Genomic DNA, 11,943 nt, shown 5'->3' with positions numbered 1-11,943 from the left:
CGGGAGGCGCACATCGGGTGGGAGGGTGACCTCCCTGTGCCGTGGGCACCGTGCGCAGGATCCTCCGGGACGAAGGAGCCTCCGCGTCACCGGCGGCCATCAGTGCGATCACACCGACCTCTGAGCCCGCACGCGCCACCGCGGGGAACAGCACAGGTGCCCGTTCCGTCATCCTCTCGCTCCCATGCCGGAACGCCACCATCACTGGTCGCGGTGAGTCGTACAGTGCCTCCGTGACGAACAGCGCCCCCACCACCCCCACTGCGGACGCCCCTCCCCGAGGGGACCACGACTACTCCCTCGAACCCGTCCCCCTCAGTTCTCGACGCGGCTTCTGGGCCGTGGGCTTCGTGATGCTGGGGTTCACGTTCTTCTCGGCCAGCATGAGCGTCGGGGCCCGCTTGGGCAACGGGCTGGACCTCACCGGCTTCCTCGCCGCGACCACGATCGGCGGCCTGATCCTGGCGGCGTACACCGGGGCACTCGGCTACATCGGTGCCCGGACCGGCATGAGCATGGACCTGCTGGCGCAGCGGGCCTTCGGTGCCACCGGGTCGCTGCTCCCCTCGGCGCTGATCGCCCTGACGCAGATGGGCTGGTTCGGTGTGGGGGCGGCCATGTTCGCCCTGCCCACCGGGGACCTGCTGGGCATCGGCCCGTGGCCGATCGTGATCATCGCCGGTGCGCTGATGACGGCGTCGGCCTACTACGGGATCCGGGCCATCGAGATCGTCAGCTTTGTGTCCGTTCCGCTGATCGCGGTGCTGGGCACCTATTCGATGATCACCGCCACCACCGACGGCGGGGGCCTGGCCGAGGTGTTCGCCGCCTCCTCCGGCATGCCGCTGGTGACGGGGATCGGCCTGGTGATGGGCTCGTTCGTCTCCGGTGGCACCGCCACACCCAACTTCACGCGCTTCGCCCGCAGCCCCCGCATCGCCGTGATCACCACGGTGGTCGCCTTCCTGCTGGGCAACGCCCTGATGTTCGGGTTCGGAGCCGTGGGTGGAGCGTTCACCGGCCAGGAGGACATCTTCTATGTGATGATCGCGCAGGGCCTGGCCATCCCCGCCCTCATCGTGCTGGGTGCGAACATCTGGACCACCAACAACAACGCGCTGTACACCACCGGTCTCGGTTTCGCGAACGTCACCAAGATCGACAAGCGCCCCCTGGTGCTGGTGGCCGGTGCGGTGGGCACCCTGAGCGCGCTGTGGCTGTACGACAACTTCGTGGTGTGGCTGAACGTCCTGAACGCCACGCTGCCCCCGATCGGCGCGATCCTGATCGCGGACTTCCTGCGGCATCGCCGTGCCTACGTCGGCACCGCGGCCGAGGGGCCCGCACGCCGCGCGGGCCTGGCCTGGGGATCGGTGCTGGGCGTGGTGGTCGGGGGCCTGGTGGGCTGGTTCGTGCCCCTGGGCATCGCCTCCATCAACGCGATGGTCGTCGCGGTGGCGTGCTACCTGCTCGGGGACCTGCTCAGCGGCCGGCCCGACGAGGCCGCTGCCCCTGAGAGACTGTCGGCATGAGCAACCCCAGCCTGCTGATCAAGGACCTGCGCATCGAGGACGCCGAGTCCACCAGCGACCTGCGGATCCGTGACGGCCGCATCGCCGCGATCGCCCCCCGTCTGGATCCGACCGACGGGGAGGAGATAGTCCACGGCGCCGGGCGACTCGCACTGCCGCCGCTGATCGAGTCCCACGTGCATCTGGACTCCGCGCTCACCGCGGGCCAGCCCCGGTACAACGAGACAGGCACCCTGTTCGAGGGGATCGAGGTGTGGAGCCAGCGCAAGCGCGACCTCACCGTGGAGGACGTCAAGGAGCGGGCCGGTCGCGCCATCCGCCAGCAGGCGGGGTTCGGCATCCAGTACGTGCGCAGCCACGTCGACGTCACCGATCCGGAGCTCACGGCCCTGCGGGCACTGCTGGAGCTGCGCGAGGAGCTGAGGGACACCATCACCCTGCAGCTGGTGGCGTTCCCACAGGAGGGCATCCTTTCCTTCCCCGATGGTCCCCAGCTGATGCGCAGGGCCGCCGAGATGGGGGTGGACGCCCTGGGCGCCATCCCCCACTTCGAGTTCACCCGCGAGTACGCCGTGGAGTCGTTGAACCTGGTGTGCGAGCTGGCCGCGGAGTTCGACCTGCTGGTGGACGTGCACTGCGACGAGATCGACGACGAGGCCTCCCGGGGCTTGGAGACCCTGGCCACCCGCGCCCTCGAGCTGGGCCTGCGGGACCGCGTCACCGCCAGCCACACCACCGCCATGCACTCCTACAACAACGCGTACGTGGTGCGCCTGATGCGGCTTCTCACCCTGAGCGGCATCAACATGGTCTCCAACCCGCTGGTGAACACGCATCTGCAGGGACGCACCGACACCTACCCCAAGCGCCGTGGAGTGACCAGGGTCAAGGAGCTCACCGAGGCCGGCATCAACGTCAGCTTCGGGCAGGACGACATCGTGGACCCGTGGAACCCCCTGGGCACCGGCAACCTGCGGGACGTCGTGCTGAACGGCCTGTACGTCACCCAGATGATGGGGCACGAGCAGATCCGCCGCTCCTACCGCTTCATCACCCACAACGCCGCCCGCACCCTCCACCTGGGCGAGGACTACGGCATCGACGTGGGCAGGCCGGCCAGCTTCGTGATCCTGGACGCCGCCGACTGGCAGGAGGCGCTCAGCTGGAACGCCGGGCTCATCGCCTCCTACCGTGAGGGGCGCCTGATCGCTCGGGGCACCCCGGCCACCCGCGAGATCCTGTTCTGAGTCGGCGGACCCGTCGCGGCAGGGGGCACCCGCCCTCGGCCGTTCCCTGCGCGCACACGGACTGCGGACGCCACCGCGCCGGTGCTCCGGTAGTTCCTACACTGCTCGGATGAGCAGCCCCAGCCATCATCTCGTCCTGACCCTGGTGTGCCACGACCGGCCCGGCATCGTCCATGCCGTCACCGGTGCGGTGGTGGCGACCGGTGGCAACATCACGGAGTCCCAGCAGTTCGCGAGCGCGTCGACGGGCCGCTTCTACATGCGCCTGCAGATCGACACCCCCGCTGCGCCGGAGCAGTTCGAGCGTGAGCTGCAGCCTGTTATCGATCGTTACGACATCGAGCATGTGCTCGACGTCGCCGGCCGGCCGCTGCGCACCCTGCTGCTGGCCTCGACCGCGAAGCACTGCGTGAGCGACCTGCTGTTCCAGGTGGACGCCGGGAACCTCGCCCTGGAGGTACCGCTGATCCTCGCCAACCACGACACCCTGGCCCCCCTGGCCGGTTTCTACGGGGTGCCGTTCGAGCATCTGCCCATCAAGGGGTCGGAGCAGAAGGCCGCGTTCGAGGCACGGGTGCTGGAGGCAGTGGAGGAGCACGACATCGAACTGGTGGTGCTCGCTCGGTACATGCAGATCCTCTCCCCCGAGCTGTGCGAGGCGCTGTCCGGGCGGTGCATCAACATCCACCACTCCTTCCTGCCCGGTTTCAAGGGCGCCAACCCCTACCGGCAGGCGCACGCCCGCGGCGTGAAGCAGATTGGTGCCACAGCCCACTTCGTCACCAGCGACCTGGACGAGGGGCCGATCATCGAGCAGAACGTGACGCGTGTGGACCACACCCGCACACCGGCAGAGCTCACGGCGATCGGTCAGGACACCGAGTGCCGCACCCTGCGCCAGGCCGTGGGATGGTTCGCGCAGTCACGCGTGCTGCTCGACGGCGCCCGCACCGTCGTCTTCCACTGAGGATGTGACGGGCGCGTCACGGCCCTGCCCTCCCCCAGGCGAAGCGCCCGCCGACCCTCACGGGCCGACGGGCGCACAGCTCGAGCGGTTCCTCAGAAGACGGGGCGGCCCCCGGTCACGCCCAGCACGGTCCCGGAGACGTAGCTGGCCTCCGCGGGGCTGGCCAGGAACACGAAGGCCCCGGCCACCTCGGACGGCTGGCCTGCCCGACCCAGGGGCGTGTTGCCGCCGAACTCGGTGTAGTCGTCCGGGGTGCGGGTGGCCACGTTCAGCGGGGTCCAGATCGGTCCGGGCGCGACCGCGTTCACGCGGACGCCCTTCTTGCCGAGGTCGGCGGCGAGGTTCACGGTGACGTTTGTGATCGCGGCCTTGGTGGCGGCATAGTCCATCAGCGGCACCGACGGGTCGTAGGACTGGATCGAGGTGCAGTTGATGACCGAGCCGCCGGGCTTCAGGTGCTTCGCGGCCTCCTGGGTGATCCAGAACAGAGCTTCGAGGTTGGTGGTCAGCGTGCGGTGCAGGCGTGCGGAGTCGATGCCCTCGATGCCCTTGGGCTCGGCCCGGCCCCACTGGAAGCCGGCGTTGTTGACGAGGATGTCGAGCCGGCCGAACTTCTCCACCGTGTCGGTGACCAGGGAGCGGGCCAGCTGCTCGTCCTGGATGTCGCCGGGCAGCAGGAGGGAATGCCGGCCGGCCTTCTCGATCCAGCGACGGGTCTCCTCCGCATCCTCCTGCTCCTCGGGCAGGTAGGAGATCGCCACGTCGGCACCCTCGCGGGCGTATGCGATCGCGACGGCGCGGCCGATGCCGGAGTCACCGCCGGTGATGAGGGCGGCAAGGCCCTCCAGGCGGCCGTGCCCCACGTAGGACTCCTCGCCGTGGTCGGGCACCGGCTGCATCGGGGCGGTGAGCCCCGGGGGCTGCTGGTCCTGGGAGGGGAAGTGCGGCTGGCCGTCCTTGGTGCCGAGCTCGTGCGCGTGCTCGGCCACCTGCGGGCTCAGGGTGCTCTCGGCGTTCTTCTGCTGGTTCATGCTGGCTCCTTCATCGAGGACGGGATGCCTCCACGGTAGTCAGCAGGTGCCTGCTGGTCACCAGAGGGGAGCGAACGAACGGTCGGGATTCAGCCCTTCACTCCGCCGGCGGCGGCGAAGCCCTGACCCAGGGTGCGCCCCATGAACAGGTACAGCACCACCACCGGGATGGAGTAGAAGATCGAGAACGCCGCCAGCTGCCCGTAGGCCACCTGCCCGTACTGGGAGGAGAACGTGTACAGCGTCACCGCGGCCGGCAGGTTCTCCGGGCTCAGCAGCAGCATGAACGGGACGAAGAAGTTCCCCCACATGCCAACGAAGGTGAAGATCGTGGCCACGGCCAGACCGGACTTCATCAGCGGCAGCACGATGGACCACAGGGTGCGGTACACGCCGGCGCCCTCCGTCCAGCCGGACTCCTCGATCTCGATGGGCACGGAGTCCATGAACCCCTTGGTGAGGAAGATGGCGTACGGCAGTGCGCTGGCACCCAGGAACAGGATCGCCCCGAACATCGAGTCGATCAGGTTCACCCGCACGAACAGGGCGTACACCGGGATCATGATCGCGGTGATCGGCAGCCCGGTGGAGAAGATGATCGTCAGCAGCAGGGGCCGCTTGGCCCGGAACCGGTATCGCGAGAGCGGGTAGGCGCACAGCACCGCGGCGATCATGGTGACCAGGGTGGCGCCCCCGCACAGCAGCAGGGAGTTCCACAGGGGCCGGAACGTGGTCTCCTCGTTCCAGATCGCCTTGTAGTTGTCCAGGCTCCACCGGGAGGGCCACTGCACGGACAGGGTGGCCTCGGTGTCGAAGGAGGCCAGCACCACCCACAGCAGGGGGATCAGGAAGGCAAGGCCGATCACGATCATCGCGATGCTGCTGGCGGTGGAGGCCATCCGCTCCCGCGGTCCCTTGCCGGAGCTGCGGGGGCGCAGGGGGCTGCCGGACTCCTCCTCGGTGCGGTCCACGGCGGTCTCGGAGCTGGTCGTGGCGGTCATTTCTTGTCCTCCTCCGGCAGCAGGCGCAGGTACAGCAGGGAAGCGGCTGCGCCGATGAGCAGAAGCAGCAGGGCGACGGCGGTGCCGTAGCCCAGCTGGCCGTACGAGAACGCCTGCTCGTACATGTACAGCGGCAGCGTCTGGCTGCGCTGGGCGGGGCCACCGCCGGTCATGATGAAGATGAGGCCGAAGACCGAGAGGGTCTGCAGCGTGATCAGCATCAGGTTGGTGGCGATGGCGGGGCGCAGGATCGGGACGGTCACCGACCAGAAGCGGCGCATCGGGCCGGCACCGTCGATCGCTGCGGATTCGTACACGTCACTGGGCACCGAGCTCAGCGCCGCGGAGTACACCAGCATCGAGAACGCGGCACCGCGCCACACGTTGGCGAACGACACCGCCAGGATGGGCAGGCTGAACAGAAGGTCCTGCGGGGGCAGGCCGACGGCCGTGATGATCGTGTTGAGGCTGCCCTCGTCGGCGAAGAACGTGTACAGCAGGTAGCCGGCGACCACCTCGGGCAGGATCCAGGCGGCGATCACGATCGAGGTGACGATGAAGGTGACGACCCTGTTGGCGCGCTCCATCAGCAGGGCCAGCACCATGCCCAGGATGTTCTGCCCGATCACGGCGGAGACGATCGTGAACACGAGGGTCAGGCCCACCGAGTTCCAGAAGGCGCCGTCGGTGAAGGCATCGATGAAGTTGTCGAAGCCCACGAAGGAGGTCTGTGCGGCGCCGTCCCCGCGGATGGCGTTGTCGGTGAAGGCCAGGTACACCGAGTACACGATCGGCCCCAGCATGAACGCCACCAGCAGCAGCAGTGCCGGTATCATCGGCACCGAGCGTGTGAGGGTGAGGCGATCCCCGATGCCGCTGCGGGAGCGGTGGGGTCGTTGCTCGTCGCCCCGCTGGGCGGGGGTGCCCCGATCAGGGGCGGTCGCGACAGTGCTCATGCCGATTCCTCCTGCACCTCGTCCTCACCGACGATGTCGGTGAGCTCGGCGTCGTACTCGGCCGCGGCCTGTTCCGGGGTGGAGCTGAAGGTCATCACCATCTCCATGGCCTGCTGGATCGCCGATGACACCTCGGGGTAGGCCGGCAGCGCGGGGCGGTAGTAGGCGGTGTCCAGCAGTCCGGTGAAGAACTCCGCGGTGGGCGAGTAGGTGCGGTACTCCTCCACCTGGGCGACGTCCTCGCGCACCGTGATGTGGTTGTCCGAGATCGCCCTTTTGACGGCGTTGTCCGTGGTCATCAGCGCTTCGAGGAAGGAGAAGCTGATCTGCGGGTCGCTGGCGTACTGCGGGATCGCCCAGCTCCAGCCGCCGGCCAGGGTGGTGAAGCCGTCGCCGCCGCCGTCCTGGGTGGGCATGCGGGTGATGCTCATGGTCTCGGTCCACTCCGGCCACGGGTTCGGCGCGCCCTCGGTCCAGTTCTGGGAGATCCAGGAGCCGTCGATGATGAAGCCCAGCTTCCCGTCGGGGATGATCTGCGTGTAGATCGTCTCCCCGATGTTCGGGTCCAGGTGCTGGGAGATGGAGAGGGTCAGCTTCTCCTCGAACACCGTGCGCAGGAACTCCAGGGAGTCCACGAAACCCTGCGAGCCGGTGACCCACTTCCGGGCCTCCTCGTCGTACAGGCGCGACTCGGTGCCGTACAGCAGCATCTCGAAGCCCTGCATGGCGGCCTTCTCGCCCTGGGACTTGCCGGAGAAGATGAACATGGGGGCCACCTCCGGCAGGGCCTCCTTGATGGTGCGGGCCGTCTCGAGGATCTCCTCCCAGCTGGTGGGCTGCCAGTCCTCGGGCAGGCCGGCATCGGCGAAGACTCCCTTGTGGTACCAGATGCCGCGGGTGTCGGTGTGGGTGGGGATCGCGTAGATGCTGCCGTCCTCGGCGGTGACCGCCTCGCGCGAGGCCTCGGCGGTGTCCTCCCAGTGCTCCCACTGAGGGGCGAACTGGTCGATCGGCTGCAGGTACCCGGCGCCCACGTCGGACAGCAGGATGAAGGTGTCCTCGTAGACCAGGTCCGGGCTGGTGCGGGGGGAGCTCATCAGCAGCTCGTTCTTGGTGAAGTAGTCGTTCTCGGAGGCCACGATGGGCACCAGCTCGATGGTGCGGTCCGGGTGCTCCTGCGTGTAGCTCTCAGCGGTGCGGTTGATCCAGTCCTCCATCAGCGTGCCTGATCCGAACTGCTGATACGCCACGCGGATGGTGCTGGGGTCACGGTCACCTCCGCTGCAGCCGGCCAGTGCCGCCAGCGGCAGCACGGTCGCCGCACCCGCGGTGTAGCGCAGGAATGTGCGCCGGTCGGTGCCGCGCGGTTGTGGGGAAGGGGATGCCACGGGGACCTCCTCGTCGTCGACTCGGTCCGCGACCCTGGGCAGCGGGCCGGCGGGTGTCCCAGGCTACACCTGAATGTGGCGGGGGTCTCACCCCGGCATGGCGCCGCTTGCTACGGTCGGCAGCATGTACCCGCGAGTGACGGACCCCACACACGAGTATCCCTTCGACCTCGGCTCGTACCACCGCGAGGCCTCCACCGCCGATCCCGAAGCCGCCCTCTGGTTCGATCGCGGCCTGATCTGGACGTACTCCTTCAACCACGAGGAGGCGTACGGCTGCTTCGTGCGAGCGACCGAGTCGGACCCCGGCTTCGCCCTGGCGCACTGGGGCGCCGCCTACGTCCTCGGCCCCAACTACAACAAGCCCTGGGAGGACTTCGACCCGGAGGACCTCGCTCGCTGTCTCGACCACGCGGCCGAGCACAGCCGCCGCGCGCTCGAACTGATCGAGACCGCCCCGCCGGTCGAGCAGGCGATCATCCGCACGCTCCCCCACCGCTTCCCCTCGGCCACCCCGCCCACTGTCGAGGGGTGGCAGGAGCAGTGGGTGCTCGGGTACGCGGAGGCCTGCCGCGAGCTGCAGGCCTCCTATCCGCAGGATCTGGACGTGGTGGCGATACTGGTGGACGCGCTGCTGGGGGTGCGGCCCTGGCAGCTGTGGGACCTGCGCACCGGGGATCCCGTGGAGGGTGTGCCCACCCTGGAGGCGAAGGAGCACATCGAGCAGGCGCTCGCTGTGCCCGGGGCACGGCGGCACCCCGGTCTGCTGCACTTCGCGGTGCATCTGATGGAGATGTCCCCCACCCCGGAATCGGCCCTGTGGGTGGCGGACTGGTCGCGGCAGGTGGTGCCCGACGGCGGGCACCTCGTGCACATGCCCACGCACATCGACGTGCTGTGCGGCGACTACCGACGCGTCATCGAGACCAACGAGCTCGCTGTCGAGGCCGACGAGCGCTACCTCGCCGAGCGCGGCCCGCTCAACTTCTACAGCCTGTACCGCGCCCACAACCTCCACTTCGTGATGTACGGGGCGATGTTCCTGGGGCAGAGCGAGGTGGCGATCGACGCGGGGCGGCGACTGGAGGCGACGCTTCCCCCGGAGCTGCTGCGGGTCCAGTCCCCGCCGATGGCGGATTGGCTCGAGGGGTTCTTCCCGATGACGATGCACGCGCTGATCCGCTTCGGCCGCTGGCAGGAGATCATCGACGAGCCGTTGCCGGAGGACCAGCAGCTGTTCTGCACCACCACCGCGGTGATGCACTACGCCAAGGGAGTGGCCCACGCGGCGCTCGGGGACGTCGACCAGGCCCGTGCGCAGCGGGAGCTCTTCCGCGCCGCGGTCGAGCGGGTGCCCGCCTCGCGCACGGTCTTCAACAACACCTGCCAGGACATCTTGCAGGTCGCCTCCGCGATGCTCGACGGGGAGATCGACTACCGCGCCGGGGAGGTCGAGTCGGCCTTCGCCCACCTGCGTCGCAGCGTCGAGCTCGACGATGCCCTCCCCTACGACGAGCCGTGGTCATGGATGCAGCCCACCCGGCACGCCCTGGCGGCGCTGCTGATGGAGCAGGACCGCCTCGAGGAGGCCGAGCAGGTCTATCGGGAGGACCTGGGGTACGAGCCGAGCATCCCGCGCGCGAACCTGCATCCGGACAACGTGTGGAGCCTGCACGGCTACCACGAATGCCTCACCCGCCTGGGGAAGCACGAGCTGGCCTCCGTGGTGGGGCGGCGCCTGGGGATCGTGCGGGCCCAGGCGGACGTCCCTGTGACTGCCTCGTGCGCCTGCCGTCTCAGCGCCATGGGCGAGGCAGCAGTGGCAGCGGCGGGGCCACTGCCGCTGGGGTTCGGGACACCCACCGGCGAGGGTGCCGGATCCGAGGAGGGCGGCTGCTGCCATTGACCCCGGATCAGAGCCTCTTCTGGCTGTGAGGCGGAGCGCGGTCTCAGCCGATCCCCTGCAGCCGCGCGGCATCGGCATAGGTGGCGGTGGGGGGCACATCCGCCATCTCGAACCACCAGCGGGCGTGCGGCACCAGGCGCACGTCCTGCCAGGGCACCTCGAAGCCGGGATCTCGCCACAGGGTCAGGGCCACCTCCTGGCGACGCCCGGCGGCCACCAGCGCCAGACGGCGCAGCTGGGCTGCGGAGTGGGTCCCGGCCCGGCACGCGGCCGGGATGGCCACGGTGTCGTCGAAGGGCAGGGGCCAGATGGTCTCCCCCCAGTGCAGAGCGGCCGAGGGGCCGTTCCCGGCCACCACTGCGGGGAATCGCAGGTCCTGCGGGACCACCTGGCTGCGCGGGGCGGGCTGCCCGTGCTGCAGCACTGCGGGCTCCACCCACGCGCCGGGCAGCACCACCCGACCGCCGACGGACACTTCGACCAGGAGGGCGTCGGCGAACGGCTGCAGTGGGACCGCCAGTCCACCGGCCCGCGTCAGATCTCGCCGCGGCACCGCCAGCAGCCGGATCAGGGCCTGGTCCCCGCGGGGTGTCCCCAGGGGCAGTGCCACGGTCGTCCCGGGCGTCGGCGCGCCTGCCGCAGCTGCCGGCGTCACTGTCGGAACCTCGCCTCGAGCTCACCGGAGAGTGCGGTGGCGATCTGCTCACGGAAACGGGCGTTCAGCGGAGGCAGGTCATCGAGCCGGAACCAGCGCGCCTCGGTGTTCTCACCGTCGGCGGGGTGGGGATCACCGGCGATGTGCTCGGCCAGGAAGCACAGATCCAGGTAGATGGCGCGATCGCCGTTGTCGTACGTGATCTCCGGCAGCGTTCGCACGTCCACCAGGCGCACCATGCGGGTCTCGACCCCGGCCTCCTCGCGCGCTTCCCTGGCGGCAGCGGAGGCGGGCTCCTCCCCCGGATCGATGATGCCGGTGACGGGCGTCCAGGCCCCGTTGTCGGCCCTGCGCACCAGCAGCACCCGGTCCTGATCTGCATCCGTCACGATCGCGGTGACGCCGCTCATCCACAGCGGTGCGGTGCCGATGTGCCTGCGCAGTTCCAGCACGAACTCAGGAGTGGGCATCTCAGGCGCCGAAGATGAACGGCAGGAATGCGGCACCCATGATCAGGACGAACACCACGATGTACAGCAGGATCGCCAGGATCGCGAGGCCCGCGAGGATCACCGCGGAGATCCATCCGTACCGGTTCATGCGCCGGGCGGAGTCGATGTCGGTGTCCATCTGGGCGAGGGCGATGATCCCGAAGATCGAGGGGATCATCCCTCCGCACATGAGGCCGACCACGATCAGGATGATCGCGCTGGTCTGGACGGAACCGCGATCCGGCGCGGCCTGGTAGGTCATCTCTTCCCCGGGAGTTCAGCGTTGCTGTCAGTCGACGAGGGGTCGACCGTGCGCGTCGCGGTTGAACGGATCGACCTTGGCCAGGATCATGATCCCTTCGATCAGTCCCCAGATGGCACCGATGCCGCAGGTGAAGAGGGTGACCACGATCTGGATGATGCCGATGGTGGTGTACCCCATCATGAAGCGGTGCACGCCGTAGCCGCCGAGGAAGATGCCGAGCAGGCCCAGCACCAGGCGGTTCTGGCCCGCGGGGGTCGGTGCCTGTACCGGGCCATCGGCGGGCACCCCTGCCGGGGAGCCGTAGGACTGGTCGAAGGTGCCACCGGCCGGCTGCTGCGGCTGCCCGTAGGGATCCGACGCCGAGGGCTGACCCGGCTGGCCGTAGGGATCCGACGCCGAGGGCTGACCCGGCTGGCCGTAGGGATCCGACGCCGAGGGCTGACCCGGCTGGCCGTAGGGGTCGTTGCTCTGGTTCCAGGAGCCGTTGTCACCGGGGTTGCTCAT

General features: G+C 69.0%; 12 protein-coding genes. 4 read left to right on the top strand and 8 right to left on the bottom strand.

The features are described from left to right. Positions 1 to 233: 233 nt before the first annotated feature. The 3 genes from codB to purU all read left to right on the top strand — a co-directional run bounded on the left by codB (position 234) and on the right by purU (position 3,746). Positions 234 to 1,532, top strand: a complete 1,299-nt coding sequence (codB, locus tag M4D54_RS04645) for a cytosine permease (protein WP_259890514.1) — start codon at positions 234 to 236, stop codon at positions 1,530 to 1,532. Next, entirely contained in the window at positions 1,529 to 2,779 is a 1,251-nt protein-coding gene (gene codA / locus M4D54_RS04640) for a cytosine deaminase (RefSeq protein ID WP_259890512.1), read from the top strand. Before codB ends, codA begins: the two co-directional genes overlap by 4 nt. A 109-nt stretch (positions 2,780 to 2,888) precedes the next feature. After that, positions 2,889 to 3,746, top strand: coding sequence for a formyltetrahydrofolate deformylase (purU, locus tag M4D54_RS04635; RefSeq protein ID WP_259890511.1), 858 nt, complete (start codon positions 2,889 to 2,891; stop codon positions 3,744 to 3,746). 92 nt (positions 3,747 to 3,838) lie between these two features. Here the strand turns inward: purU and M4D54_RS04630 are convergent, their stop codons facing one another. From M4D54_RS04630 to M4D54_RS04615, 4 genes are all read right to left on the bottom strand, one after another. Continuing rightward, on the bottom strand, positions 3,839 to 4,777 hold the full coding sequence (locus tag M4D54_RS04630; RefSeq protein ID WP_259890510.1) for an SDR family oxidoreductase: 939 nt from the start codon (positions 4,775 to 4,777) through the stop codon (positions 3,839 to 3,841). A gap of 89 nt (positions 4,778 to 4,866) precedes the next feature. Beyond that, positions 4,867 to 5,676 carry a carbohydrate ABC transporter permease gene (locus M4D54_RS04625; RefSeq protein WP_228019996.1) on the bottom strand — a complete coding sequence of 270 codons (810 nt, stop codon included), beginning with the start codon at positions 5,674 to 5,676 and terminating at the stop codon, positions 4,867 to 4,869. A gap of 98 nt (positions 5,677 to 5,774) precedes the next feature. After that, positions 5,775 to 6,734, bottom strand: a complete 960-nt coding sequence (locus M4D54_RS04620) for a carbohydrate ABC transporter permease (RefSeq protein ID WP_259890507.1) — start codon at positions 6,732 to 6,734, stop codon at positions 5,775 to 5,777. Continuing rightward, a complete protein-coding gene (locus M4D54_RS04615) occupies positions 6,731 to 8,122 on the bottom strand; it encodes an extracellular solute-binding protein (protein ID WP_259890505.1) in 1,392 nt (463 codons plus the stop codon). Before M4D54_RS04615 ends, M4D54_RS04620 begins: the two co-directional genes overlap by 4 nt. Positions 8,123 to 8,246: 124 nt before the next feature. Here M4D54_RS04615 and M4D54_RS04610 point away from each other — a divergent pair, with 124 nt between their 5' ends. Then, a complete protein-coding gene (locus M4D54_RS04610) occupies positions 8,247 to 10,028 on the top strand; it encodes a M48 family metallopeptidase (RefSeq protein ID WP_259890503.1) in 1,782 nt (593 codons plus the stop codon). Between the two features lie 43 nt (positions 10,029 to 10,071). Here the strand turns inward: M4D54_RS04610 and M4D54_RS04605 are convergent, their stop codons facing one another. From M4D54_RS04605 to M4D54_RS04590, 4 genes are read right to left on the bottom strand one after another with little or no spacing between them, the layout of a single operon-like run. Next, positions 10,072 to 10,638: a hypothetical protein gene (locus tag M4D54_RS04605; RefSeq protein WP_259890501.1), complete on the bottom strand. Its 567-nt coding sequence runs from the start codon at positions 10,636 to 10,638 to the stop codon at positions 10,072 to 10,074. 41 nt (positions 10,639 to 10,679) lie between these two features. Then, positions 10,680 to 11,153 carry an NUDIX domain-containing protein gene (locus M4D54_RS04600; RefSeq protein WP_259890499.1) on the bottom strand — a complete coding sequence of 158 codons (474 nt, stop codon included), beginning with the start codon at positions 11,151 to 11,153 and terminating at the stop codon, positions 10,680 to 10,682. Position 11,154: 1 nt separating this feature from the next. Continuing rightward, positions 11,155 to 11,436, bottom strand: coding sequence for a hypothetical protein (locus M4D54_RS04595; RefSeq protein WP_259890498.1), 282 nt, complete (start codon positions 11,434 to 11,436; stop codon positions 11,155 to 11,157). Positions 11,437 to 11,463: 27 nt separating this feature from the next. Beyond that, positions 11,464 to 11,943, bottom strand: coding sequence for a TM2 domain-containing protein (locus M4D54_RS04590; protein ID WP_259890496.1), 480 nt, complete (start codon positions 11,941 to 11,943; stop codon positions 11,464 to 11,466).

The sequence above is a fragment of the Brachybacterium sp. p3-SID1565 genome (assembly GCF_025143785.1).
In the GTDB taxonomy this organism is placed as follows: Bacteria; Actinomycetota; Actinomycetes; order Actinomycetales; family Dermabacteraceae; genus Brachybacterium; species Brachybacterium epidermidis.
The sequence above is the reverse complement of the archived record's forward strand: the minus strand, read 5'-3'. Positions and strand labels throughout refer to the sequence as shown.